The 26,634-nt window shown below is 43.6% G+C and carries 24 protein-coding genes, 1 tRNA gene, 1 rRNA gene and 2 riboswitches (1 of these 28 only partly in view); of the genes, 8 read left to right on the top strand and 18 right to left on the bottom strand.

What is annotated here, in order from left to right; all coding sequences use genetic code 11:
• Positions 1-1,224: ribosomal RNA gene (locus NYE20_RS16915) — 16S ribosomal RNA — on the bottom strand (it extends 326 nt beyond the left edge of the window).
• A 465-nt stretch (positions 1,225-1,689) separates the two neighbouring features.
• Positions 1,690-1,791, top strand: a riboswitch (TPP riboswitch).
• Positions 1,792-1,890: 99 nt separating this feature from the next.
• On the opposite strand from NYE20_RS16915, the gene thiT reads away from it, so the two are divergent.
• A complete protein-coding gene (thiT, locus tag NYE20_RS16920) occupies positions 1,891-2,469 on the top strand; it encodes an energy-coupled thiamine transporter ThiT (protein WP_003228966.1) in 579 nt (192 codons plus the stop codon).
• Between the two features lie 41 nt (positions 2,470-2,510).
• Here the strand turns inward: thiT and NYE20_RS16925 are convergent, their stop codons facing one another.
• From NYE20_RS16925 to NYE20_RS16935, 3 genes are read right to left on the bottom strand one after another with little or no spacing between them, the layout of a single operon-like run.
• Positions 2,511-3,032 (bottom strand): GNAT family N-acetyltransferase, encoded by a 522-nt coding sequence (locus tag NYE20_RS16925; RefSeq protein ID WP_003228963.1) that lies wholly within the window; start codon positions 3,030-3,032, stop codon positions 2,511-2,513.
• 17 nt (positions 3,033-3,049) lie between these two features.
• The gene (floT, locus tag NYE20_RS16930; protein WP_015384468.1) at positions 3,050-4,579 is read right to left on the bottom strand and encodes a flotillin lipid rafts scaffold protein FloT; all 1,530 of its coding nucleotides are present in this window, start codon (positions 4,577-4,579) and stop codon (positions 3,050-3,052) included.
• 20 nt (positions 4,580-4,599) lie between these two features.
• The gene (locus NYE20_RS16935; RefSeq protein WP_032727091.1) at positions 4,600-5,124 is read right to left on the bottom strand and encodes an NfeD family protein; all 525 of its coding nucleotides are present in this window, start codon (positions 5,122-5,124) and stop codon (positions 4,600-4,602) included.
• Between the two features lie 167 nt (positions 5,125-5,291).
• On the opposite strand from NYE20_RS16935, the gene NYE20_RS16940 reads away from it, so the two are divergent.
• Positions 5,292-5,780, top strand: a complete 489-nt coding sequence (locus tag NYE20_RS16940) for a DinB family protein (protein ID WP_003242867.1) — start codon at positions 5,292-5,294, stop codon at positions 5,778-5,780.
• A gap of 5 nt (positions 5,781-5,785) precedes the next feature.
• On the opposite strand, the gene NYE20_RS16945 is transcribed toward NYE20_RS16940, so the two are convergent.
• The 3 genes from NYE20_RS16945 to betB form a co-directional block, all read right to left on the bottom strand.
• A complete protein-coding gene (locus NYE20_RS16945; RefSeq protein ID WP_123373916.1) occupies positions 5,786-6,364 on the bottom strand; it encodes an MOSC domain-containing protein in 579 nt (192 codons plus the stop codon).
• 87 nt (positions 6,365-6,451) lie between these two features.
• Entirely contained in the window at positions 6,452-7,660 is a 1,209-nt protein-coding gene (gene gbsB / locus NYE20_RS16950; protein WP_014477776.1) for a choline dehydrogenase, read from the bottom strand.
• Between the two features lie 16 nt (positions 7,661-7,676).
• Positions 7,677-9,149 carry a betaine-aldehyde dehydrogenase gene (gene betB / locus NYE20_RS16955; protein ID WP_103804292.1) on the bottom strand — a complete coding sequence of 491 codons (1,473 nt, stop codon included), beginning with the start codon at positions 9,147-9,149 and terminating at the stop codon, positions 7,677-7,679.
• 198 nt (positions 9,150-9,347) lie between these two features.
• Here betB and gbsR point away from each other — a divergent pair, with 198 nt between their 5' ends.
• From gbsR to ktrB, 4 genes are all read left to right on the top strand, one after another.
• On the top strand, positions 9,348-9,890 hold the full coding sequence (gene gbsR / locus NYE20_RS16960; RefSeq protein WP_015251366.1) for a transcriptional regulator GbsR: 543 nt from the start codon (positions 9,348-9,350) through the stop codon (positions 9,888-9,890).
• Between the two features lie 197 nt (positions 9,891-10,087).
• Entirely contained in the window at positions 10,088-10,633 is a 546-nt protein-coding gene (gene bslA, locus NYE20_RS16965; protein WP_003243556.1) for a biofilm surface layer hydrophobin BslA, read from the top strand.
• A 144-nt stretch (positions 10,634-10,777) separates the two neighbouring features.
• A riboswitch (cyclic di-AMP (ydaO/yuaA leader) is annotated at positions 10,778-10,926 on the top strand.
• Between the two features lie 72 nt (positions 10,927-10,998).
• On the top strand, positions 10,999-11,667 hold the full coding sequence (gene ktrA, locus NYE20_RS16970) for a potassium uptake protein KtrA (protein ID WP_003228942.1): 669 nt from the start codon (positions 10,999-11,001) through the stop codon (positions 11,665-11,667).
• Positions 11,668-11,673: 6 nt separating this feature from the next.
• Positions 11,674-13,011: a Ktr system potassium transporter KtrB gene (ktrB, locus tag NYE20_RS16975; RefSeq protein WP_326153838.1), complete on the top strand. Its 1,338-nt coding sequence runs from the start codon at positions 11,674-11,676 to the stop codon at positions 13,009-13,011.
• 35 nt (positions 13,012-13,046) lie between these two features.
• Here ktrB and NYE20_RS16980 read toward each other — a convergent pair whose 3' ends face one another.
• The 3 genes from NYE20_RS16980 to NYE20_RS16990 form a co-directional block, all read right to left on the bottom strand.
• Positions 13,047-13,310 (bottom strand): YiaA/YiaB family protein, encoded by a 264-nt coding sequence (locus NYE20_RS16980; RefSeq protein WP_003222348.1) that lies wholly within the window; start codon positions 13,308-13,310, stop codon positions 13,047-13,049.
• Positions 13,311-13,418: 108 nt separating this feature from the next.
• The gene (gene lytG, locus NYE20_RS16985; protein ID WP_339183528.1) at positions 13,419-14,267 is read right to left on the bottom strand and encodes an exo-glucosaminidase LytG; all 849 of its coding nucleotides are present in this window, start codon (positions 14,265-14,267) and stop codon (positions 13,419-13,421) included.
• A gap of 160 nt (positions 14,268-14,427) precedes the next feature.
• On the bottom strand, positions 14,428-15,963 hold the full coding sequence (locus tag NYE20_RS16990) for an MFS transporter (RefSeq protein WP_339183531.1): 1,536 nt from the start codon (positions 15,961-15,963) through the stop codon (positions 14,428-14,430).
• A gap of 502 nt (positions 15,964-16,465) precedes the next feature.
• On the opposite strand from NYE20_RS16990, the gene cdoA reads away from it, so the two are divergent.
• The gene (gene cdoA, locus NYE20_RS16995) at positions 16,466-16,951 is read left to right on the top strand and encodes a cysteine dioxygenase (protein ID WP_003243534.1); all 486 of its coding nucleotides are present in this window, start codon (positions 16,466-16,468) and stop codon (positions 16,949-16,951) included.
• A gap of 106 nt (positions 16,952-17,057) precedes the next feature.
• Here cdoA and NYE20_RS17000 read toward each other — a convergent pair.
• From NYE20_RS17000 to NYE20_RS17010, 3 genes are all read right to left on the bottom strand, one after another.
• Positions 17,058-17,130, bottom strand: a tRNA-Ala gene (locus tag NYE20_RS17000).
• Between the two features lie 106 nt (positions 17,131-17,236).
• On the bottom strand, positions 17,237-18,067 hold the full coding sequence (locus NYE20_RS17005) for an undecaprenyl-diphosphate phosphatase (protein ID WP_014477785.1): 831 nt from the start codon (positions 18,065-18,067) through the stop codon (positions 17,237-17,239).
• A gap of 92 nt (positions 18,068-18,159) precedes the next feature.
• Positions 18,160-19,326 (bottom strand): AI-2E family transporter, encoded by a 1,167-nt coding sequence (locus tag NYE20_RS17010; protein WP_021480467.1) that lies wholly within the window; start codon positions 19,324-19,326, stop codon positions 18,160-18,162.
• A gap of 181 nt (positions 19,327-19,507) precedes the next feature.
• Between NYE20_RS17010 and iolU the strand changes: the two genes are divergently transcribed.
• Positions 19,508-20,494, top strand: a complete 987-nt coding sequence (gene iolU, locus NYE20_RS17015) for a scyllo-inositol 2-dehydrogenase (RefSeq protein ID WP_041850599.1) — start codon at positions 19,508-19,510, stop codon at positions 20,492-20,494.
• A gap of 40 nt (positions 20,495-20,534) precedes the next feature.
• Here the strand turns inward: iolU and rhaA are convergent, their stop codons facing one another.
• From rhaA to NYE20_RS17040, 5 genes are read right to left on the bottom strand one after another with little or no spacing between them, the layout of a single operon-like run.
• Complete coding sequence (rhaA, locus tag NYE20_RS17020) at positions 20,535-21,809, bottom strand: L-rhamnose isomerase (protein WP_043940183.1); 1,275 nt, start codon at positions 21,807-21,809, stop codon at positions 20,535-20,537.
• Between the two features lie 25 nt (positions 21,810-21,834).
• Positions 21,835-22,149 carry an L-rhamnose mutarotase gene (gene rhaM / locus NYE20_RS17025; RefSeq protein WP_021480470.1) on the bottom strand — a complete coding sequence of 105 codons (315 nt, stop codon included), beginning with the start codon at positions 22,147-22,149 and terminating at the stop codon, positions 21,835-21,837.
• A 17-nt stretch (positions 22,150-22,166) separates the two neighbouring features.
• The gene (rhaB, locus tag NYE20_RS17030) at positions 22,167-23,624 is read right to left on the bottom strand and encodes a rhamnulokinase (RefSeq protein WP_141949149.1); all 1,458 of its coding nucleotides are present in this window, start codon (positions 23,622-23,624) and stop codon (positions 22,167-22,169) included.
• Between the two features lie 4 nt (positions 23,625-23,628).
• Positions 23,629-24,405, bottom strand: coding sequence for a rhamnose catabolism operon transcriptional regulator RhaR (rhaR, locus tag NYE20_RS17035; RefSeq protein WP_009968057.1), 777 nt, complete (start codon positions 24,403-24,405; stop codon positions 23,629-23,631).
• A gap of 56 nt (positions 24,406-24,461) precedes the next feature.
• Complete coding sequence (locus NYE20_RS17040) at positions 24,462-26,531, bottom strand: bifunctional aldolase/short-chain dehydrogenase (protein ID WP_339183538.1); 2,070 nt, start codon at positions 26,529-26,531, stop codon at positions 24,462-24,464.
• Positions 26,532-26,634 lie beyond the last annotated feature (103 nt).

Here is a 26,634-nt window from a genome sequence, read left to right on the forward strand (position 1 = left end):
GTCATAAGGGGCATGATGATTTGACGTCATCCCCACCTTCCTCCGGTTTGTCACCGGCAGTCACCTTAGAGTGCCCAACTGAATGCTGGCAACTAAGATCAAGGGTTGCGCTCGTTGCGGGACTTAACCCAACATCTCACGACACGAGCTGACGACAACCATGCACCACCTGTCACTCTGCCCCCGAAGGGGACGTCCTATCTCTAGGATTGTCAGAGGATGTCAAGACCTGGTAAGGTTCTTCGCGTTGCTTCGAATTAAACCACATGCTCCACCGCTTGTGCGGGCCCCCGTCAATTCCTTTGAGTTTCAGTCTTGCGACCGTACTCCCCAGGCGGAGTGCTTAATGCGTTAGCTGCAGCACTAAGGGGCGGAAACCCCCTAACACTTAGCACTCATCGTTTACGGCGTGGACTACCAGGGTATCTAATCCTGTTCGCTCCCCACGCTTTCGCTCCTCAGCGTCAGTTACAGACCAGAGAGTCGCCTTCGCCACTGGTGTTCCTCCACATCTCTACGCATTTCACCGCTACACGTGGAATTCCACTCTCCTCTTCTGCACTCAAGTTCCCCAGTTTCCAATGACCCTCCCCGGTTGAGCCGGGGGCTTTCACATCAGACTTAAGAAACCGCCTGCGAGCCCTTTACGCCCAATAATTCCGGACAACGCTTGCCACCTACGTATTACCGCGGCTGCTGGCACGTAGTTAGCCGTGGCTTTCTGGTTAGGTACCGTCAAGGTACCGCCCTATTCGAACGGTACTTGTTCTTCCCTAACAACAGAGCTTTACGATCCGAAAACCTTCATCACTCACGCGGCGTTGCTCCGTCAGACTTTCGTCCATTGCGGAAGATTCCCTACTGCTGCCTCCCGTAGGAGTCTGGGCCGTGTCTCAGTCCCAGTGTGGCCGATCACCCTCTCAGGTCGGCTACGCATCGTTGCCTTGGTGAGCCGTTACCTCACCAACTAGCTAATGCGCCGCGGGTCCATCTGTAAGTGGTAGCCGAAGCCACCTTTTATGTTTGAACCATGCGGTTCAAACAACCATCCGGTATTAGCCCCGGTTTCCCGGAGTTATCCCAGTCTTACAGGCAGGTTACCCACGTGTTACTCACCCGTCCGCCGCTAACATCAGGGAGCAAGCTCCCATCTGTCCGCTCGACTTGCATGTATTAGGCACGCCGCCAGCGTTCGTCCTGAGCCAGGATCAAACTCTCCGATAAATGGATCACAGGTTAAGTTCACCGCTTCCTGCGGCGACACCTGTGTGACCTGCGTCGTGCAGGCCCTAGTTTGACTGACTACGCACATTGCTGTGCGATTTATAAAAATGAATTAACAGGTACGTTTTGTCTTGTTTAGTTTTCAAAGATCATTTCGTTACTTCTCAATGAAGCAGCTTTACTAATATAACATTCAGCTTCTTTTTTGTCAATAACTTTTTCAAGTTGTTTTGAAGCATCTAGTTTGTGTCCGCTGTGCATCAGCGACGTTTAATAATATAACACCTGTATTTATTTATTGCAATAGTTTTTTTAAAAAAAATCTATAAAACAAATAAACTATAATCCTCGCCATGATTTCTAAAGCGTGTGTATCATATAACTTTCTTAAAAGAACATATACATCAGTCATGTGATCTTGTTGTTTTTTTCGTTTTCTTGTATAGTAGAAACGAACTAAATACTGATGACCACAAGGGGAGCATTAAAGCTGAGAGTGAGCGGTTTCGTTCTGACCCTTTGAACCTGTTAGTTAACGCTGGCGTAGGGATGTGGCAAAGTCAAATGAATTGCAGATCGTAAAGCAGTGCGTGGAACTTTTCTCATCCTTCCGCGTGCTGCTTTTTTGTTGTCCTTTTGGTTGTCTGTCAATGGAAGGAGATAGATATGAATCAATCTAAGCAACTGGTTCGCCTTATTGAAATTGCCATTATGACAGCGGCAGCCGTTATTTTAGACATTGTCTCAGGAATGTTTCTTAGCATGCCTCAAGGAGGCTCGGTCTCCATCATGATGATTCCGATCTTTTTAATTTCGTTTCGCTGGGGTGTCAAAGCAGGTCTTACTACAGGTTTGTTGACAGGTCTAGTACAAATAGCAATCGGAAACTTGTTTGCTCAACATCCTGTACAGCTATTGTTAGATTACATTGTCGCTTTCGCAGCAATCGGCATAAGCGGCTGTTTCGCTTCTTCAGTCCGTAAAGCCGCTGTATCCAAAACAAAAGGGAAATTGATTGTTTCAGTGGTCAGCGCAGTTTTTATCGGCAGTTTGCTGCGCTATGCCGCGCATGTCATTTCAGGAGCTGTGTTTTTCGGCAGCTTTGCTCCAAAAGGAACACCGGTATGGATTTATTCTTTAACTTATAATGCGACTTACATGGTACCTTCATTCATTATTTGTGCAATTGTCCTATGTTTATTATTTATGACAGCACCCCGTTTGCTTAAAAGTGACAAAGCGTAAAAGTAACAATCCCCCAGCGAATTCCGCTGGGGGATTGTTCGTTATCTGTTAAGAAGTGTTTTTAAAGCTGAAAGATCCGGCCAGCCAAGACCTACTTCTTTCAGCCTTACTCCGGCAATTTCAAAGTTGTCCTCCGCTACTCTTTCAGGTGAATAGGCCTGATAAAATATAATCGAGGGATTCTGCTCAATAACCCAAACAAACATACTTGAAAAACCATGTTGAAGCAAAAACTCTGCTCCTTTTGCTAAGAGCGCCCTGCCTGCACCTTGCCGCTGGCGCTCTTCCAGAAGATAAATAGCGTATAACTCGCCGTCATAGCCTTCTTGTTCAGAGCGAATAGGTCCAAATGAAGCAAAGCCGAATACTGAACCCTTTTCGTCCTGAGCAACAAATACTCCCTTTAACGAGCGACTTTTCCATTTGTCTTCAAATTCCTTATAGTTCAGGCTGTTTAAATAATCAATCGGGATAATTTCGTGGTATGTTGTCCTCCAGCTGTCTACATGCACTTTTGCAATGTCCTTTATATCCTCTAACTTCGCTTCACGTACAGTTACCATACGGTTCTGCCCTTTCCTTACTCTGATTTTTGGATCGTTTTGGCTTCTTTGATTTCATTTGTTAATTCATTAATGCTTTGTTTTACGTTTCCTTTTCCTGAAAAGTTCTCAAGCATTTCTTTTACATCAATTCCTGAGGATGCTTTTAAACTTTCTTGCAAACTTGACATTAAGTTCGTCGCATAGCTGGTTACTTTGTTTGCTCCGCTTGATTCACCGCTTCCTCCTGTATCGACAACGGTGATTTTATCAATATTTGAAAGAGGTGCCGCTGCTTGTTTCGCGTATTCCGGAAGCATTTTGACAATCATATCGAAAATCGCCGCCTGCCCGTACTGTTCAAAAGCAGCCGCAATTTTCTCTTTTGCTTCCGCTTCTGCAAGACCTTTCAGGCGGATAACCTCTGCCTCTGTCTCTCCTTTCGCTTTTTCCGCTTCTGCTTTTGCTAGCCCGTCAATTCTTACTTTTTCCGCCTCAGCCTTTGCCATTGCTTCTATACTGTACTTCTTGGCATCGGCTTCCGCGAGCTGTTTGGCTTTCTCAGCTGCTGCGGACTGCTCAACAGAATAACGGTCTGCATCGGCTTTTTTCTTTACCTCTGAGTCGTATTGACGTTCACGGCGAAGAATTTCTTTTTCTTCTAGTTCTATTTGTTTTTGGCGTTCGATAATTTTAACCTGCATTTCCTGCTCTGTGACTTGCTGGCGCGCTCTGGCAGTCTCTAAATCATATGCTTGGTCGGCATTCGCTTTTGCCGTATCTTGTTCTCTGCGAAATTCAGCCATTTTGAGCTGATTGAGTTTTTCAGCTTCAGCGATTTCCGTCGCCCGTTCAAGTTCTGATTTTTTTGCGTCTTTATCGGCTTCTGCCCGCTTAATTCGGGTTTCTTTATCAGCCTCTGCTGTTGCGATATCAGCATCGCGTTTTACTTGGGCAATTCTCGGTTTCCCTAATGATTCAAGATAACCGTTTTTATCACGAACATCTTTAATGGTAAACGAGACGATTACAAGCCCCATTTTCGCGAGATCCTGTGAAGCGACACGCTGCACCTCTTGAGAGAATTTTTCTCTGTTTTTATAGATTTCTTCTACTGTCATTGAGCCGAGAATGGAACGAAGGTGGCCTTCTAAAACCTCCCGCGCTTCCTGCTCACGGTCGTCTTTTGATTTCCCTAAAAATTGTTCGGCTGCTGTAGCGATTTCTCCTATAGAACCGCCGATTTTAATAATCGCAGTTCCATCGGCCATTACTGGCACTCCTTGTTCTGTATAGACTTCAGGTGTCGAAACATCGAGTTTGCTTGATAATAGGCTTAGCGGCTCTGCCTGCTGGAAGACGGGAAGGACAAAGGTTCCTCCGCCGCGGACGATTTTAATACGGTTGCCGCCTTCATCGACATGAACATTTTTATTGCCCAGATAGCTCCCCGTTACAATTAACGCTTCATCAGGCCCTGCTGTACGATACTTCGTAATAAACACAGCTATTAGTGCAATTAATAAAAAGAATACAACTCCGATGATCATTATAATCGGCATTGTCATATCAAATTCCTCCTTGTATATTAAATGGGTTCATGCGGAGTAACCGAAAGAACTCCGTTGTTAATATCTACGACTAACACCGTTGTCCCGTAACTGATCTGCTGATTATCAAAACTGACCGCTGACTTTGAAATGGTCCCGCCTATCCCTTCTATGACCACTTCACCAAACCCGTCAACCGGCACAGCTGTAATCACTTTACCGAGTCTTCCTCTGAGATCATCTTCTCTATATGCCAATGATTCTTCTGCAGATGATAATGGTACCAGTACAAAGATGTGAAGCAATACCACCAGCATGATCGAAAGGATGCAAGATAAAAGCGCAATCAGCAAGCTTGACAGAGGCAATACAAGTTCACCTATATATCCGCCCGCTGAAAAACATGTGAAAAATGAGAGCACTAATGTCGGATTAAGAAACGGAATGCCTTCTGACAGTCCTGCAAATACATCTCCGAAAAACAGGAATAATAGCGTAAGGCTGCCCGCAATAATAAGCGTATAAAGATAAATTGTTTGTATAGGTACTCCAAATAACTCCAATTTCCTCATCCTTTCTTCATCAATGCATTGATGAACGGCCGCCGTTACCATTTATACGAGACACCACGGGAAAGGTTTCAAAATTTTAAGACAAATAACCCATTTGAAGTGCTTTATAAATGATAATTGCTTATATATATGGTAATGTCATTTTAGGAGGAGATATGATGAGTATCTTTAATGAAGCCAGATTAGAAACGTGGAACGAATTGAAAGGACTTTCTGACGAAAAGCTGAACCAAAAGCCTTCTGCTGAAGAATGGAGCATACGGGAAGTTCTTGACCATTTGAAAAAAATCGATATGACCGCACAAAAAATGTTGAAGGAACGTGTAAAGGACGCTCCGATTAAAGAAATTGAAGAAAAACCGCTTGAGGTAGCACAGGACAGAAATAATAAACGGAAAGCCCCGAGTCATCTTGAGCCTGCGCATGATTTTATTTCAGGCAGCCAAATGAAACGTGAGCTTGATGTGGTAAGAGAGCAGCTGACTGCTGCGATTGCCTCTCTGAAAGAAGAAGATTTTGAAAGAGTGCTTCCGCATCCTGTGTTTCAAGAGCTGACTGTCAGACAGTGGATCGATTTTATCGGCCATCATGAAAAACGGCACCTCAGCCAAATGAAAGAAATTAAAGAAAAGATAGAAAGGGCCTGATTTCATCAGACCCTTTCTGCTTTTCGTTTGACTTTTCGCTGATAGGAATGAACTTCTATTTCATCACCTGTGTAAACAGCACCAGGTCTCTCCACAATACAGACAATCCCTCTAATGCCCAGTGCGTGGCGGACGAAAGCCGGCGCCAGCTTCGGTTGGTCCGGATAAAAAGACTGAATGACTTCTCCCGGCTGGATACACGGATCATTTTCGCCCTCACACAGCAGAGCCGCTCCGCTCGGAAAAATAATCCGGCTTCCTTCTTTTAATGAAGTAAGATCTGGCATACCGCTGACTGCCACATTCGCCCCGAGCCATTCCGGCAAAATCCTCGGCACTCCCATTTTTAAAGCGATTTCGTTGCATTCCTCTATTGAAACAATTGAAATTTGTCTGCGGTTGAAAATTTCAGTCCCTCTTGAAAACATTGGTTCTCTGGCTCCCGCTTTTTTGGTCAGGCCAAAATGCAAGTCGCCGGGGATGCCGCCATAATCAAAATCAAGCTTGTCCATTTGCTTTGTTACGAAGCTTTCTGTATCTGCGATATATAAGCCTTCCGCTTTTGCAGTCATCCGCTTCCACATCAGCTGGCACCTTCTTTCTTATCTAAAATTTCCACCTATGCTTCATTATCCCAAAAAATCCCGCTCTGTAAAGGAGCGGGATTTTGATTATACCGTTTTAGGCGTAAGGTTAAAGCAGCGCTTGTAGATCCAGTTGTATGCTTTTTCATTTAAATCTCTAGGGTTTCCGAAGGTTTGCGGATCTTTCATAGCTTCTTTAGACAAGCGTTCGATCATATCAGGTGATACTCCCTGCTCTTCTAAAGTCGGCACTTCTAAATCTTCGACCAGATCATACATCCAATTGACAGATGCTTTCGCAGCTTCTTCTGTTGTCATCTTGCTTGTATCAATACCGAACGCTTTCGCAATACGCGCAAACTTCTCAGGATAGCCCTTCCAGTTGTATTCCATGACAGGGCCCATCATTGCCGCTACACATTGGCCGTGAGCGACTGGGATAATACCGCCAAGCGTTTGGCTCATCGCATGAGCCGCGCCCGCTGATTCACTTCCGTAAGAAAGACCGGCAAGCATCGCAGCCTGCGCCATTCCGTACCTTGCTTCCAGATCCTCTCCGTCAGCAAATGCCCTCTTAATGTAATGAGCGGCATACTCAATCGCCATTAGGGCAACCGCATCCGTGATTGGCTGTGCAAATTTCATTGTATAGCACTCAATGGCATGGGCGAGCGCATCAATTCCCGTCATAGCTGTCACATGCGGAGGCATTGAAACATGAAGCTCAGGATCAATGATGGTCAAGTGTGCTGCAATCAGCGGACCGCCCGTGTTGAATTTGAATTCTCTTTCTTCATCTGTGATAACCGCCCATTGGGTTACTTCTGATCCTGTTCCAGCTGTAGTGGGAATTGTCGTCAGCGGAGGAATGCGGTTTTCCAGCGGTTTTTTCCCATCTGCCGCTTCATAATCAAGCACGCTTCCTTCGTGAGTTGCTTCTACTCCGATTGCTTTTGCTGTATCCATGGAGCTTCCGCCTCCGACTGCCACCAAACCATTACAGTTCTCTTTTTTGTAAAGCTCAGATCCTTCATTCACCAGACGGACAGGCGGGTTTGGCTCAACTTTATGAAAGAGCACCACTTCAATGCCTGCTTCTTTAAGTGATTCGATTACAGGATCAGCAACACCGGCTTTATAAATCCCTGGGTCTGTGACAAGGAGCGCTTTTGAAACACCCAGTGCAGCTACTTCCTCACCCGTATGCTTGATGGCTCCGATTCCATGCTTAATCACAGTCGGAATTTCAAATGTGTGGAATTTCTGCATGCTTTCTACCTTCATATTTAATGTCATCATCAATCTCCCCCTCTTATGAATTAAACCAGTTAACCGCTGCCGGTTTTGTATTGCGGTATACATGTTTGACTTCTGTGTATTCTTCAAGGCCTATTTTTCCAAGCTCGCGTCCGAACCCGGATTGCTTATATCCGCCCCATGGCGCTTGTGCAAAGTACGGATGAAAATCGTTGATCCAAACGGTTCCCATTCTCAAGCGGGCTGCTACCCGTTCGCACTTTTCAATGTCTTTTGACCATACCGCTCCAGCCAAGCCATAGATAGTATCATTCGCAAGCTCGATTACCTCTTCTTCAGAGCTGAAGGTTTCGACTGTCAATAAAGGACCGAAAACCTCTTCCTGAACGATTCTCATGTCAGAATTACAGTTTGAGAAAATAGTAGGCTCATAGAAAAAGCCGTTTTGAAGCTCAGGATCTTCCGGGCGTTTGCCTCCTGTCTCCAGCTTCGCGCCTTCCTCTATTCCGATCTCAACATATTTTTCTACCTTTGCCCTGTGCTCCGCCGAAATAAGCGGACCGCTTTCTGTCTCAGCATGAAAACCGTTTCCGAGTTTTATGCGTTTTGCCCGTTTGACCAGCTCCGCCAAAAATTGATCATGAATGGCATCCTCAACAAGCAAGCGGGAACCTGCAGAGCATACTTGGCCGGCGTGGAAAAATACAGCGTTTAAGGCCTGATCAACCGCAACTTCTAAATCCGCGTCCTTGAAAACAATATTTGGGTTTTTCCCGCCAAGTTCAAGGGCGATTTTTTTGACGTTTCCGCTTGCCGCCCGCATGATTTTTTTGCCTGTTTCAATTCCGCCCGTAAATGAAATCAAATCGACGTCTTTGTTTACGGCAAGCTCGTCGCCCACTGTGGCTCCCGGTCCAAGAACAAGATTCGCGACACCTTTTGGAACACCGGCTTCTTCCATCAGCTTAAAGACTTTGATTGTCGTCAGCGGCGTAATCTCACTCGGCTTCATGACGATTGTGTTTCCTGCGGCCAGTGCAGGGGCGATTTTCCAGCTCGCTTGAAGGAGCGGATAATTCCATGGAGTGATCTGGCCGCAAACCCCGATTGGCTCCCTAATAATTTTGCTTTCTGAATCACGAATCGGAGATGAAATGATCTCTCCGCCATCTTTGTCTGCCAAGCCGGCGTAATATTGAAAAACATTGGCGATATCGTCCATATCGGCCTTGCTTTCTTCGAGTGTTTTTCCTGTATCAAGAGATTCAAGCTCAGCCAGCTCCTCAAGATCGCGTCTGATTAATTCCGCAATTTTCAGAACAATTTTTCCGCGTTCAAGCCCGGATAGCGATGACCATTCTCCTTTGTCAAATGCTCTGCGTGCGGCTGCGATTGCTTTGATGGCGTCCTCTCGCCCTCCCTCGCTTACAGTTGCAATTTCTTCTTGATTAAAGGGGTTGATAATACTGCGGATCTGTTCTTTTTCGGCACTGATCCATTCTCCGTCAATGAATAATGTTTGACTCATATAAGCCTCCTTGACGTAAATAAAGTTTGTTAAATAAAAATTTAATGTTTTTAACAACCTTAATCTAACATATGGTTTTTAAACTGTCAAAGTCCCATTTTGATTTTTCTTTTTGACTTTTCCTCATGTTTCGTTAAGATAAAGAACATAAAGAAATAACTTAACGAATTTAATTTTCTAAAGGAAAAGAGGGTCAGTATGGATGAAAATCCAGAATTTGCAGCTATAGAACAGGCTCGGGATCTTGTTATTGACTCCATTGCTGAAACGATGGATCTTTACGGAATTACCCGCAGTGTCGGGATTTTATATGGGACGATGTATATGAGGGATGAGATGACGCTTGACGAAATGCGTGAGGAGTTGCAAATGAGCAAACCAAGCATGAGCACTGGCGTCAAAAAGCTTCAAGACTTAAATGTAGTGAAAAAAACATTTCACCGGGGCATCCGCAAGCATACATTTGTGGCTGAGAAGGATTTCTTTAAATTTTTCACAAATTTCTTTCCACCTAAATGGGAGCGGGAGGTTCAAGTGAATGTAACAGCGATCGAGGAAGCACAAGCTGATTTACAAAAGGTTTTAAGCAAGGAAGATCTCGATGAGGATATCAAAAATGAAGCACTGCAGTTATATGATCAGCTGGAAAGCTCTAAAGCTTACTATGACTGGCTGAAACGGCTTGCTGAATCGGTGCAGACCGGAGAAATTTTTAAATTTATACCGATCGAAACAAAGTAAAGCAGAAAACGCCTGGGAAACCAGGCGTTTTTTTGATGTAACTACTACAAATTTGAAAAATACGGGAAAAACACCCCATTTACTTCCAAAATATTTGATGGTAATTTTATGTAGGTAAAATTTGTATTTGGCCTTTCAGAGGAGGTGAAAAGCGGGCAGGCCTGTTTAATTTATCATTTTTTAGGGGGAATTTTGTTATGAAACGCAAATTATTATCTTCTTTGGCAATTAGTGCATTAAGTCTCGGGTTACTCGTTTCTGCACCTACAGCTTCTTTCGCGGCTGAATCTACATCAACTAAAGCTCATACTGAATCCACTATGAGAACACAGTCTACAGCTTCATTGTTCGCAACAATCACTGGCGCCAGCAAAACGGAATGGTCTTTCTCAGATATCGAATTGACTTACCGTCCAAACACGCTTCTCAGCCTTGGCGTTATGGAGTTTACATTGCCAAGCGGATTTACTGCAAACACGAAAGACACATTGAACGGAAATGCCTTGCGTACAACACAGATCCTCAATAACGGGAAAACAGTAAGAGTTCCTTTGGCACTTGATTTGTTAGGAGCTGGCGAATTCAAATTAAAACTGAATAACAAAACACTTCCTGCCGCTGGTACATATACTTTCCGTGCGGAGAATAAATCATTAAGCATCGGAAATAAATTTTACGCAGAAGCCAGCATTGACGTGGCTAAGCGCAGCACTCCTCCGACTCAGCCTTGCGGTTGCAACTAATGTAAAAGACCGGTTAACGCCGGTCTTTTTTGCGTTTTACCCTCCCCTTTTTCTCTAATCCCCGTTATCTTTTATCTGGTTTAAAATTTAAATTGACAAACACTAGAAACAGGAGTAAATTCTTGAGTGTTCAATTTCATACAGTCTCTTTTACCGCTTAATCAAACACGAACGGGGGAACCAACGATTGGCTGTTTTATTAACAGCCTTGGGGTGAATCTTACTAAGTAAGAGGGGGTACTCTGAATCCCTAATCCGACAGCTAACCTCGTAGGCGTATACAGAGAGGAGGTCTATTATCGGCCATTCTTTGCAATGGTCTTTTTTGCTTCAAAAACGTTAATTCACTAAGGGAGATATGAACATTGGGAAGAATTAAAAATAAGCAATTTGCCGTGATCGGGCTGGGGCGGTTTGGCGGCAGCATTTGTAAAGAACTTCATAGAATGGGGCATGAGGTCCTTGCGGTTGATATCAACGAAGAAAAGGTCAATGCATATGCTTCTTACGCCACTCATGCGGTAATTGCCAACGCCACCGAAGAAAACGAATTGCTTTCATTAGGAATACGCAATTTTGAATATGTGATTGTTGCCATCGGAGCAAATATTCAAGCGAGTACGCTGACCACCCTATTATTAAAGGAGCTTGATATTCCAAATATTTGGGTAAAGGCTCAAAACTATTATCATCACAAGGTGCTTGAAAAAATCGGCGCTGACCGCATTATTCATCCTGAAAAAGATATGGGGGTTAAAATCGCACAAAGCCTTTCAGACGAGAATGTTTTGAATTACATTGATCTATCTGATGAATACAGTATTGTCGAGCTGCTGGCTACGCGCAAGCTTGATTCAAAATCGATTATTGACCTGAATGTAAGAGCAAAGTACGGCTGCACGATCCTAGCCATCAAACATCATGGAGATATCTGTCTTTCCCCCGCGCCTGAAGACATCATTCACGAGCAAGATTGCCTGGTGATCATGGGCCACAAAAAGGATATTAAACGTTTTGAAAACGAAGGGATGTAGACAAAGGTGACACTTCAAAAGGATAAAGTGATCAAATGGGTTCGGTTTACACCGCCTCAAGTGCTTGCCATTGGTTTTTTCCTTACCATTATCATCGGGGCTGTCCTATTAATGCTTCCGATTTCCACTACGAAGCCATTGTCATGGATAGATGCCCTTTTTACTGCGGCTTCCGCTACAACTGTTACAGGGCTTGCTGTTGTCGATACCGGCACTCAATTTACGGTATTCGGGCAAACAGTAATTATGGGGCTGATTCAGATTGGCGGGCTTGGATTTATGACATTTGCGGTCTTGATCGTCATGATATTAGGAAAAAAAATCGGATTAAAAGAACGAATGCTCGTCCAGGAAGCCTTAAACCAGCCGACAATCGGCGGTGTCATTGGCCTTGTCAAAGTCTTGTTTCTGTTTTCGATCAGTATTGAATTGATAGCAGCACTCATTTTATCCATCCGGCTTGTACCTCAATACGGCTGGTCATCCGGCTTGTTTGCAAGTTTGTTTCACGCAATATCTGCTTTTAACAATGCCGGGTTTTCGTTGTGGCCTGATAATTTGATGAGCTACGTTGGCGATCCTACAGTGAACCTCGTGATTACTTTCTTATTTATTACAGGAGGGATCGGATTTACGGTTCTGTTTGATGTGATGAAAAATCGGCGTTTTAAAGCTTTTTCTTTACATACAAAGCTCATGCTTACAGGAACGCTGATGTTGAATGCGATTGCTATGCTTGCGATCTTTATTTTAGAATACAGCAACCCCGGCACGCTTGGCCACCTGCATATAGTGGATAAATTGTGGGCGTCCTATTTTCAGGCAGTGACGACGAGAACCGCAGGCTTCAATTCTCTAGATTTCGGCAGCATGAGAGAAGGAACAATTGTATTTACTTTATTATTGATGTTTATCGGAGCAGGAAGCGCATCAACGGCGAGCGGCATTAAGCTGACTACGTTCATCGTGATTTTAACATCTGTTATTGCTTACTTGAGAGGTAAAAAAGAAACGGTTATTTTCCGCCGTTCCATCAAATATCCGATTATCATTAAAGCTTTAGCTGTGAGCGTCACCAGTTTGTTCATCGTGTTTTTAGGGATTTTCGCCCTGACGATCACAGAACAAGCGCCATTTCTTCAAATTGTGTTTGAAACCTTTTCCGCATTCGGAACTGTCGGCCTTACGATGGGGCTTACTCCTGAACTGACAACAGCTGGCAAGTGTATCATCATTGTCATCATGTTTATCGGAAGAATTGGTCCTTTAACGTTCGTGTTTTCATTCGCAAAAACAGAGCAATCAAATATCCGTTATCCTGACGGCGAAGTGTTTACAGGGTGATATCAAAAAAATCCGGCGTGCAGTCGCCGGATTTTTTATGATTCGATATGAGATTGATTTTGTCTTTTTTCCTGTTCCGCGATGATTTCATTATCCTCCGCGTTATCACGGGTTACTTTTTGTGTAAGAATCGCACCAACTGCTACAAGTATCATAACAGCGATGTAATAACCTTTTTCATTGAGTTCCAGGTTATCAGCATTATAGAGTCCGATACTAAACAAAAATACTCCCGCAAAAAAAGTAAAATAAGCTAATACTGTAAAGGCAACCGTGTTTCTGCGTCTATATTTCTGCACCTTTGTTCCCTCCCGAAAGCATAGTTAAAAAGTGATAACTTCCGTGGAATATTATACCTCAAATTCCCCTTAATGGAACAAAGAATTAAAAATACCAGTAAAAAGGGCTTAGGTTGCCTCCTTTATTTCAACAGCTGAATCATCAATCCAGCCGATAAGTTTATCATTGATTTGGAATTGGTACCATACAGACTGGCCTTTCTGTTTTCTAGACACAACCTTTATGTCTTTGCCGACGTAAGATTGGGCAGAGGTAAGCCTTATGGACCGATCATCAGTAGAGGGCTTGGACCATACGTCTTGAACGGCACTGTCTTTAATAGAGGCGTTTAAATCCACAGATTTGAGGGATGGATTTACCTCATCGTACTCATCTAAATCGTATTTTTCCACAATAGCGCTGATTTTGTCAGCATAGTCAGGATCTGTAGCATATCCTGATGTTTGCAGGGCGGTTGCCGCTTCCTTATAATTCCCTGCCTCAAGCACCGGTTTATACTTCTTTTTATTCCACGATGTGCCACGAACGAACAATTGGGCGTGATCATCCATAGATTCAAAAAACGTGCTGTATTTTCGAAACTTCGCGCGAATGGTTTTTCTTTTACCTTTTTCAACTTCGTCCGTTTCCATCGTGACATGATGGCCTTTATAATTCCCTTTTACGCCAAAAAGGTTGTTGGCCTTAGCAGCCAGTTCACTGTTCCCCCAGTCCGATTCGAGAATGGCCTGAGCAATTGTGATGCTGGGGAGAACATGGTATTTTTCATACAAAATTTGGGCATGTCCGGACAGACTGTCTATAAATACTTGCTGTTCATCGATTTCTTCAGTTTCTTTGGATGTTTCAATCGTTTTTGATAAAGTTGTCGCTAAAACAAACAGAGCTAGCGGAATCGATACAATGAAAAATAGTGAAATCAAGAGTTTACGTTTTTTAAGTTTTTTACGGGCCATGAAAACCTTCCTTCGAATTAAAAGATTACGAATGTAAAAGAATCTACCTTTTAGAATTTTACTTGCACTTCTAATATTTTTCAATTCTTTAGGGATAAAGTTGGGAAAAGATTGCAAAATAAAAACCTTTTCGCTCAATGAAAAGGTTTTTACCATGTTTCTATTTTTGTAAATTTCTGAGTGCATTACGATATTCCGTATCATTTATTACTTTATATGATTTGACAGTTGCCTTCGACAAACCTTCTGCTGAAACGGCCGGTTTTTCCGGAGCTGCTTTCGCTTTATCATGTGGTTTATGTGCCAGCTTGTGCCCCATTCCAGTGGCATTCATACAAAATGACAGGCAGACGAGCAGCACGCTAAGGATAAAAGAAATGAAGAAGAGATCATGATAAGCAGTCATCATAGAATCCTGTACCGAACCGCTTTGTCTGGCAGCATCTTTTTTCGTGAAAAAGCCGATGAGAATAGGAACTCCCATATAGACAAACAATCTTAAAAACTGAACAGCTGTCATTCTCTTGACCAAATCAGGCAGCGGGCCTCCCATGGCAGCTCCCATCAGCCCTGCGGCGACTGTCAGGCCTGTTCCCGCTGCAAGCATGATAAACAGTGCCGCGAACATATAAAGAGATGATCGATCCTGCATATGCAGCCATTGAAAATTCACAAAGACGAGAATGAGTCCGCCGATAATACCGAGCATCCCTGGTCCGACTTTATCATAAAACAGAGCGCTCAAAATGGCCGCGATCGCCACTCCGATTAAAAGAGTCAAGTTTAAAAGAATGAGATGTTCCTGAGAAATATCATACATTTGACGGAGCAAGCCTTGAAAAGCAGACAGGCTGACAGCTACCGTTATCGTCCCTGCAGCTATGATCAATAAGCCAAGCACCGGTTTTGGCAGCAGCATCAGTTTAATAGATATGAATGGGTTTTTCACTTTATATTCCACAATCAATAGACCAATGAGCAAACATAACGTCACCCCGAAACCAATCCATACATAACCCGATGACAGCCCCCATTTTTGCAGAAAAATGAATGAAACCGCTGAGGCTGCGGCAAGGAAGACAGATAAAAGAATTCCCGCACGATCAAGCGGCTGTTCTTGATCCGCCGCTCCGTGATGCTCATCATGAAGAAAGAAATAGCTCACCGCGACACCGATCAGGGACAAGGTGCCAAAGATGAAAAACAGCCATCTCCAATGCCCGCAGCTTGTTGCAATGGTTCCCAGGATTGTACCGATGATAACAGAACCATAGAATCCCCCGATCAGCACAAGCAGTGCATAGTTCCTGCGTTCAATCGGGAATGACAGTACAAGCATTGGAATCATAATCATCAGCATGACGCCTGTTGCCGCCCCCTGTAAAAAGCGCCCTGCCGCCATCAATGCAATATCGCCTGAACATGCGATGAGCAGTGAGCCTAGTATAAAGACAGGTAATGAAGCCAGATAGACGGGACGAGCACCGAATTTTTTCCTCAGCAACGGTCCTACCGGAACTAACAAGGCAAAGGCCATATTGCCGATCAATATCGGATTTACTGATGTGAAGACACTTGTTCCAATCGCTTTCTGAACAAGGCCTTGAACTGACGACAATGCCGTGTTAGCCATCAATCCCGGCCCGACCGCTAAGACGGCGAGCAAAGAAATCACCCAATAGTGTTTTGTCTTCATGTTGTCATTCCTTCCTATATGAATACATGCGAAACACATCATTTTTTGAAAACAAAAGAAGCTAATAGATTTTGCATACCATTAGCTTTCATTCTAATATTCTCCCTTTCAGGGGAAATGATATTATTTTATTATAATTATGTGAATGAATGAGCATATAATCAAATATTATTTCAAATCGATTGTGTTTTGTCAATGGAGTAAATTTCAAGCACAACATAGAAAGCTTGAAAGCTTTTCCCCGATATTGTGTCTAGAACTGCACTTATGAATCCCTGCTCGTTCCCTCAAGCGAATTAAAGCAGGCCGTTTTAATCCTTTCAATCCACTATTCCAACTAATAAACTCAAATAAGTTGGTGATAAGACAACATTTTGCCCCCACATTTTTTTGTGTTCACTGGGCGTTTGCCGCCTCTAAATTGTATATGGGTAAATACCATGAATTAACCTATGAAATACCAATGTAAGGAAATTCTAAATATTCCGGGAGGCAAAAACGAATGGAACTGTATGAGTGTATCCAAGACATTTTTGGCGGCTTGAAAAATCCATCGGTTAAAGATTTAGCAACGTCTTTAAAACAAATTCCAAACGCAGCAAAATTGAGTCAACCGTATATTAAGGAACCAGACCAGTACGCTTACGGCCGAAATGCCATCTATCGAAATAATGAATTAGAAATTATCGTGATTAACATTCCGCCAAACAAGGAGACAACAGTACACGATCATGGTCAATCCATTGGTTGTGCAATGGTGTTAGAAGGAAAGCTTCTTAATTCTATTTATCGTTCAACCGGCGAACACGCAGAACTCTCCAATTCATACTTTGTCCACGAAGGAGAATGCCTTATTTCAACCAAAGGTTTAATTCACAAAATGTCCAATCCAACATCCGAACGAATGGTGTCTCTTCATGTCTACTCCCCTCCTTTGGAAGACATGACGGTCTTTGAGGAACAAAAGGAGGTATTGGAAAATTCATGATTGACAGATAAACTGCTCACTTTGACTTCACTCAACTGGAGGATTCAGAGAATGAAACCTTTTCCTCAAAACAAAAAAACCCTTATAGAATAAGGGTTTAAAGGTATGGAGCCAAGGGGGCTCGAACCCCTGACCTCTACGCTGCCAGCGTAGCGCTCTCCCAGCTGAGCTATGGCCCCGTATGTAACGTCATGTTTATTATAGATGATTTTATTTTGAAAAACAAGCTGTTTCCTCTTGAATTGACAGAAAAAATAAGGCTCGTAAAAGAGCCTTATTTTCGACTTACATCATGATCAAAAGTAAAATCACACCGAGAATAATTCGATAGATTGCAAATGGGACAAGTTTGATTTTGTTAATCAGCCTTAAGAAGAAACGGACGACAAACAGTGCGACCACAAAGGCACAGATAAAGCCGACGATGAAAAACGGCATCAGATCCGAGCTTAAGCTGTCCCAATGCTTCACAAGGCTTAGAAAGCTGGCTCCCATCATGATCGGCATCGCCATAATAAACGTAAAGTCGGCTGCAGCTCGGTGGTTTAATCCGAGAATAACACCGCCGGAAATGGTTGAACCCGAACGCGAGAAACCCGGCCAAAGGGCAAGACATTGGAATAAGCCGACGGCTATCGCCTGTTTATAGGAAATGCGGTCGAGTGTGTCTGTCGCTGTTTTCCGTTTATTGACCCAGTCAGCAAAAAGCATCAGGATTGCCCCGGCAATTAAACCGATGGCCACAGTTTTAACGGAAAATAAATATTCATCAATGTAATCTTCAAACAAAAAGCCGAGAACAGCTGCAGGCACGAGTCCGACGGCAATTTGGGCAATGCTTAATTTATGTCCCTGCTCCTGGTCGCTTGTAATATTTTTTTTCAAGCCCAGTAAATTTAAAATTCGGTCTTTAAACACGATAGCTACTGCTAAAATGGAGCCTAGCTGAATAACCACCTTGAATGAGTTAGCAGCTTCTTCTGACATCAGATTACTTGATTTAAGCCAGATGTCGTCTACTATGATCATATGTCCTGTCGAAGAAACCGGCGCGTACTCTGTTAATCCTTCTACGATTCCTAAAATGGCGGCTACAAACAATTCCCATAGAGTCATGATTTTGATTCTCCCCATTAGACATTTATTTTTTTACATAACGGGAGCTTTCCATAAATGGAAAGCCCGTCTTATATAACTATAAACGAAAATCACACTTTATGACCCGACGTATTTTCATTTTTTTCTTCATCGTATAAATGTGACTGCATTTTAAACCAGTCAAATAAATGTGTCGTAATGACTTTGGCAACCGCATAGCCGGGAATCGCAAGAATGATTCCAACAACGCCAAACAGCTTGCCGGCTGTTAACAGCAGAAAAATAATCGTAATCGGATGGATGTGAAGGTTTTTTCCCATAATTTGCGGAGAGATCAGCTTCCCTTCAATCAGCTGAACAATCGTCCAAACGATCACCAGCTTAAGCAGCATGAGCGGCGATGTCACTATGGCAATAATAATCGCAGGCGTAATGGCAATCGTTGGCCCTAAATATGGAACGATGCTTGTGCAAGCCGCAATGACTGCAAGCAATGAAGCATAATCCAGCCCGATAATCAAATAACCGATAAACAGCAAAAACCCGATACAGAAGCTGACAATGATCTGGCCTCTGATATAAGAGCTTAACCGATGATTCATTTCGCTTAAGACTGTATATGTCTGTTCTTTCAATCGAGTCGGCACAAACTTCAGTATGTAGACCGGTAATTTTCTTCCGTCTTTTAGCAAATAAAATAGAATAAACGGAACCGTGACGATCGAAATGATAATCTCAGTCAGTGCGCCGATAAAATTCCCAACACCGGTAAAGGTGCTGTTCACGATCGTCGCTGCCTGATCCGAAACCTTTGTAGCAAGATCAGATATATTAATGTTCATCGTTTGCTGGGCCTGATTGACGAAGTTGCTGCCGATCAGCTGTTTCGTCTGATTTTCTACGACGTCCACATATCTCGGGATATTGTCAATCAAACTCATAATTTGTTCTTTTAAGAAGGGAATGATCGACACGATCGTGATCGTGATCAGCCCGATAACCAATAGATATAGCAGCAATATAGAATAGATTCTTCTTATTCTTCTTCTCTCCAGAAAATCGACGACTGGGTTTAACAGATAAAAAACAATGCCTGTCAAAATAATCGGAAGTGATATCGTTTTGAGCAGAACAATAATCGGGGTGAAAATAAATGATGTTTTTGTAAATACTAGAATATTTAAACCAATCAGCAGCAGCACAAGCAAAAATAAAACAAACTTATTATCCAAGAAGAATCGCTTGAATCTGCCGCTCCATGTTTGCAACGTCTCCACTATCGTTCCTCCGTCATACATAGTTTAATTAAATTGTACACTATCGTCCCTATAATGAAAAATAAAAACCGTTAATTGCTGGAAAAGCTTTCTCGGTTTTAACATTCTATTTATATCTATCATGTGATTTTGTTCTTTTTAAGCTATAATTTAGCTATATCATGCAAAAGGAGCGATACGAGTGATACGTTTTGCAATAATAGGAACCAACTGGATTACAGACCGCTTTCTTGAGTCAGCAGCGGATATCGAAGATTTTCAGCTGACTGCTGTTTATTCAAGATCGGCTGAACGCGCTGGCGAGTTTGCTGCTAAACACAACGCTGCGCATGCCTTCTCAGACCTTCAGGAAATGGCGGCGAGCGATTGCTTTGATGCCGTATACATAGCGAGCCCGAACGCTCTTCACAAGGAACAAGCCGTTCTCTTTATGAACCATGGCAAGCATGTGCTTTGTGAGAAGCCGTTTGCTTCGAATACAAAAGAAACAGAAGAGATGATCTCAGCGGCTAAGGCAAACGGCGTTGTTCTCATGGAAGCAATGAAGACCACTTTCCTGCCGAATTTCAAAGAGCTGAAAAAACACTTGCATAAAATCGGCACTGTCCGCAGATTTACCGCAAGCTACTGCCAGTATTCCTCACGATATGACGCGTTCAGAAGCGGAACTGTTTTGAATGCGTTTCAGCCTGAGCTTTCCAATGGGTCATTAATGGATATTGGCGTCTATTGTATTTATCCGGCTGTTGTGTTGTTTGGCGAGCCGAAGGATGTAAAAGCAAACGGATATGCTTTATCCTCCGGAGTGGACGGAGAAGGAACTGTCATTCTGTCTTACGACGGGTTCGAAGCTGTTCTGATGCATTCCAAAATCTCTACTTCCTATGCCCCGGCTGAAATCCAGGGTGAAGACGGGACGATTGTAATCGATACGATTCACCGGCCTGAACGTGTTGAAATCCGCTACCGGGACGGCCGCCTTGAAAACATCGCGATCCCTGATCCTAAACCGGCGATGTTCTATGAAGCAGAAGAATTTGTCACGCTCATAAAAGAGAATAAGCTGGAATCTGAAGAAAATACATTTGAACGGTCTTTGACCACCGCAAAAATTATGGAAGAAGCAAGAAAGCAAATGGGGATTGTATACCCTGCTGATCAAGCTTAAAAAAATCCGCCCGCGTGCAAATGCCGCGGCGGATTTTTTATTAGACAATCGGAGAAGATGCCTTCCTTTTTAAAAGCACCTGTTGCTCATATTCTTTGATGTCATGAAGCCATGCCTCTTTTACCGGAACGCCCATTTGCTCACAGTAGGAATCCCAGATGGCTCCGAAAGGATATGTTTTGAATTCCTCCATCAGGGCCAGCCTTTCTGTATAGCGGCCCTCTTCCTGCAATTGTTTTAAATATCCGTTCGGGAGAAGCAAGGCATACAATAAAGCTTTGATCATATTTCTCGTTCCGATGGTCCAGGCGGCTACACGGTTAATGCTGGCATCGAAAAAATCCAGACCGATGGCGACCTTCTCAAGAGCATGATTTCGTACAATTTCAAGAGCGATTTCTCTCAATTCATCATCCAAAACCACTACATGGTCGCTATCCCAACGAACAGGCCGCGATACGTGCAAGGCAAGCTTGTCTGTGTAAAGCAGCATGGACGAGATTTTGTTCGATACCGTCTCAGTCGGATGGAAATGGCCTGTATCAAGTAAACAAAGCTTATGATTCGTCAAAGCATAAGCTAAATAAAATTCATGAGATCCGACAACATATGATTCGGAGCCAAGCCCGAACAGCTTGCTCTCGATTGAATCAAGATTATGTTGTTCACTGATCTCCTCTGAGAAGATCCGATCCAGTGATTCTTTTAGTCTTTTACGGGGTGTCAGCCTATCACTCGGGATATCCTTATAGCCGTCGGGAATCCAAATATTCGTCAAGCAAGGTGTTCCTAATTCTTTCCCGAAGTATTCCCCGATACGGCGGCAAGCGATGCAATGCCTGATCCAAAATTCTCTGATGTCCGGATCAGGGTGTGAAAGGGTGAGTCCGTCAGCCGCTTTCTCATGCGAAAACAAGGTTGGATTAAAATCTAAACCGAGACCAAGGTTTTTTGCCCATTTCACCCAGTTTTCAAAATGCTGCGGCTTCAATTCGTCACGTTCTACCGCTTCCCTGTTTGTTTCTGCGTATATCGCATGCAGGTTTACGCGGTGCTTTCCAGGAATGAGAGAAAGAGCCTTCTCCAAATCTCTTCTTAATTCTTCAGGAGTTTGCGCTTTTCCGGGATAATTGCCAGTCACGTCAATTCCGCCTGAAAGCTCGCCCTTATTTACTTCAAAGCCTTCAATGTCGTCACCCTGCCAGCAATGGATCGAAATGGGCACTTGCTCTAATTGCCGAAGCGCCTCTTCAACATCAATTCCCCATTTTTCATATGCCTGTTTTGCACTGTCATAATTGGCTTTTATGGTCATACGGCTCTCTCCCTTTATCAGTTTTTTAATCCAAATAAAAAACTTCCTTTAGATCTATCGCAACAGGACTGAAATCCGAATTTGTTTTCATTAATGGCGCCATCGATTTCCACCATCTTTGGCAAACTTCCGTGTCCGCCATCTTTCTCCATTTCTCTTCATCCTCTATTTCTAAATATGCAAAAAGCCTGCCTGTTTCCTCGTCTAGAAAAATGGAATAATGGTGTGCTCCATGAGCTTTGAGTGCTTCTGCCATCTCTGGCCAAATGTCATCATGCCGCTGGTTGTATTCTTCGTACTTGTCTTGATGGACAAACATGATACTGGCTTTTCTTTTCAAACCTTTTCACCTCTTCATCATTTAGATAGCGCTTTCAAAACGGTTTGCTGAAAGGACTGAATGATGGTGCTTCTGTCAATGTCTTTAGGTGTAAACACTTTGATCGGAAAGGAATTTCTGACGACTTGCCGGGCTTCTTTTATGTCTTTGACTTCTTTGGCAGCAATCATTTGCATCAAAAGATTTCCGGTGGCAGTTGCCTCTATCGGCCCTGCATATACCGCTTTTCCACTCATGTCTGCCGTTAATTGATTTAAGAAATCATTCCGGGCTCCGCCGCCGATGATATGAAATTGCTCGATCGGTTTTTCTGTGATTGTTTCGAGCTCTTTGATGGCTATCGCATAGATGATGGCTAAATTGCTGTAGATGCAGCAGGCAAGTTCGCCTGCAGTACGGGGAATCTTTTGGCGGGTTTGTCCGCAATAATGTTGTATTTCCTTTATCATGTTTTCTGGATTCAGGAAACGTTTATCATTTAAGTTTATAAATTGCTGGAATGGTTCTGTTTTTTTGGCTTCTTCTGCAAGCTGCTGAAAAGAATAATCTGCTTGTAGCTGCTGTTTGACTTCTTGTATCACCCACATGCCGATAATGTTTTTGAGAAAGCGAATGGTGTTGTTTGCGCCGCGTTCATTTGTATAGTTGTTTTCTAAAGCAAGATCAGTTATTATCGGTGTTTTGTTTTCAACCCCGATTAACGACCATGTTCCGCTGCTGATATACGCCCAGCCATCATGTACGCCTGGCGCCGCAATGACGGCCGAGGCCGTATCATGTGTTGCGACTGTCATCACCTTGCACGCCGGGAGATCATAATCCGGGAACCACTCATTTCTTAGCTTTCCGAGTTCACACCCCGGTTCAGTGAGCGGCGCAAATTGCTGTTCCAGAACAGACACGGCTTCAAGCAATTCAGGATCAAGATTTCCCGTTGAGACGTTTAAAAGCTGTGTTGTGGACACGTTTGTGATTTCCGTTACAGCTTTTCCGGTTAAACAATAGCCTAAATAATCAGGAATCATCATAATTTTGTCTGTCTTTTTCAGCAGCTCACGGTCTTCTTCAAACAATTGATAGATCGTGTTGAAAGGCTGAAATTGTATTCCTGTTTTTTGATAAATTGCGGCTTTTGAGAGGGTATGTTCCAGTTTGTCTATTGTGTGATCTGTTCTTCTATCACGGTAGGAGATTGCTTCCCGCAACCGATCGCCTTTTTCGTCCAGTAAGACATAATCGACTGCCCATGTATCAATGCCTACGGTGCAGTGTTCATACCCAAGCGTCTTTACTTTTTGCAGTCCTTGCAGGATTTGTTTTAGCAAATGATCAATATCCCATAAGCAATGCCCGTCTCTTTGACTGAAACCGTTAGCGAACCTGTGAATCTCTTGTATGTCAAGCTTCCCTTCATTTAGTTCACCTACCATGATTCTCCCGCTTGATGCGCCTATATCAATGGCAGTATAAATCATTTTTTCACCCTCTCTTCGAAAGAGGAACAGCTGTCACCTTCACCTTTTTGTCCTCAAGAGCTTTTACCGATGCCGGATCAAGTCCAGAATCCGTAATAAGGCGGCTGACATCTTGCAGCGAGGCGATATGTGAAAACTCGCGGTTCCCCCATTTGCTTGAATCGGCCATCAAAATGGTCTGGTCCGACCTTTCGATCATCCGTTTTTTGAGCAGCGCCTGCCACTCATTTGAATCACTCATCCCGTTGTGTACGTCAAATCCCTTACATGACAGAAAGGTTTTATTGACATGATAGGTCTCAAGTGAACGCTCTGCTAACGGGCCGGCAAATGATAATGATTTTTCCAGCAAAATGCCGCCTGTTGAAATGACTGATATGTTTTCTTTATTACTGAGTTCAATAGCTGCTTTCATTGAGTTTGTAATCACGGTGAGCTCAATGTCAGGGAGTATTTTTGCCATGTACCAAGCGGTTGTGCTTGCATCGAGAATGATTCGGTCTCCGCTTTTTACATATTTGGCCGCTTCGTGAGCGATGGCTTTTTTTTCGATGACATTCGTGATTTCCCGTTCAGAAAAATGAATTTCTGATTCCTTCTGCTGAATACTGACCGCTCCTCCGTGGCTCCGGCTCAGTTTATGTTCTTTTTCAAGCTTTTCAAGATCACGCCGAATGGTTTCCTCTGTGACTGAAAAAATGTCACTTAATTCGGAAACGCGGATGCTTGAACGCATATTTACTATTTCCACTATTTTTTGCTGCCGTTCTGCTACTAGCATCGGTAACGCCCTTCCTCATATCGTAGTCCGTCTTATATTTTTATCATAGCATATATCTAACGCGTAAAAGCAGCAGGGACGCCGCCGTCTACCGTGATCATGCAGCCCGTTGTTTTTTCGGCTTTGGAAGAAGCGAAGAATGCAATGGCTTCGGCAATATCCTCCGGGTAAATATTGACGAGCAATGCTGTCCGTTTCCGGTAATGTTCCTCCAGCTGATCCGGTTCAATCCCGTACGCCGCGGCTCGTTCCTCACGCCAGCTTGAACCCCAGATTGCCGATCCTTGAAGAACCGCATCAGGCAAAACGGAGTTGACCCTAATGCCGAATTCTCCGCCTTCTGCTGCGATGCATCTTGCTAAATGGGTTTCAAGCGCCTTAACAGAGCTGTAGGCAGAGGCGTTTTTTCCCGCATAAACCGAATTTTTCGATCCGACAAATACCATGCTTCCGCCTCTATTTTGATGTTTCATCTGTTTAAACGCTTCACGGGCTACAAGGAAATAGCCTGTTCCTAAAACATTCATATTAAGATTCCATTCTTTTAGACTTGTTTCGTCAAATGGGCTTGATGTGGCCAGCCCGGCATTATTGACGACGATATCAATGCCGCCGTAAGCAAGCGCCGCTCGTTCAAAAGCTGACTGTACGTCTTCCTCCTTTGTCACATCCATTTTGACAGCCATTGCCCGTCCTTTTCCGTATGCATCGTTTATTTCCCCGGCAATTTTCTGTGCGCCTTCTATATTCAGATCAGCTACGATCACGTGCCCTCCCTCAGCTGCAAATCGGCGGCATGCCGCACTGCCGATTCCGCCGGCTCCTCCAGTTATCAGCGCTACTTTTCGGGAAAATTCTGCTTCCGGCGGGGCCAGCGTGAGTTTATATAGTTCGAGCGGCCAATATTCGACATGGTAGGACTCATTTTCATGTAAAGAAACAAATTGCCCCAGAGCGGTTGCTCCTTTCATTACGGCGATGGCCCTCCGATATAAAGCCCCGCTTACTTTAGACATCGTATAACTTTTTCCTGTATTCACCATTCCGATTCCAGGAATCAATATCACCCGCGGGGCGGATTCAAAGATTTGATCCCCATCCTGCTGATTGCGTGTAAAGTAAGCCTGATACTCTGATGTAAAGGTCTCGACTCCTGACTTGATCAGATCCGCAAGCTTGTGCACATCTTGAGTTTCCGGATTCCAATCAATGTACAGCGGAACCCGTTTTGTGTGAACAAGGTGATCCGGGCATGCCGCACCGATTTGCGAAAGTGCTGGCGCTTGGACACTGTTTACAAATTCCAAGACATCGTCATGATCATCATAGGAAAGGATCATTTTCTTTTCTTCACTTACTGCTCCTCTGATCACAGGCATGATGCCTGCCAAGATTTGTTTTCTTTTATCCTCCGGCAGAGGCTGATACCTTTTGCCTCCGAATACCTCATGCTGATTGATACGATCGTTAATATACTGCTCGGCTTCTTGAATGATGGATATCGTTTTTTGATAACATGTTTCAGACGTCTCTCCCCAAGTGACTAAGCCGTGTTTCTCCATTAATACAAGCTCGGCGTGGGGATTGTTTGCTACGCCTTCAGCGATCATTTTAGACAAAGTAAATCCAGGACGGACGTATGGGACCCATACAAACCGATTTCCGTAAATGTCTTCAGCGATTTGTTTTCCATTATCCGCACAGCATATGCTGATAATCGCATCTGGATGGGTATGGTCAACATGTTTGTATGGCAGAAAAGCGTGTAATAGCGTTTCAATTGAAGGGCGGGGATGTTTGCTGTCTATCATACAATGAGACAGGTAGTCTACCATTTCTTCATCGGGCATTTGGTCCCTTTTAATCAGCGGGCGGATATCTTCTAATTTCAAACCGGAAAAGTTATGCGCTTTCATTGTTGCCAAATCCGAACCGCTTCCTTTTACCCACATGACTTCTATTTCACGGCCTCTAAAATCCTTTTCCGTTGTTTTCATAGATGTATTCCCCCCGCCCCAGTTGCAGACAGTGCGGTCTGACCCGATCAGATTGGACCTGTACACCAATTCCTCTACACCTTTAGGCAGCTGTGCAGCTCGCTCTGAATCCCATATATGTTTCGCCATATTTGATATTCCTCCATACCCTTTTATTTGTATCCGTTTTCATTATATATGATTTCTGTTTGTTTTTGAATCGTTTTTGTTTATTTTTGCTTTCTAACAAAAA

Source organism: Bacillus sp. FSL R5-0416 (assembly GCF_037975425.1).
In the GTDB taxonomy this organism is placed as follows: Bacteria; Bacillota; Bacilli; order Bacillales; family Bacillaceae; genus Bacillus; species Bacillus subtilis.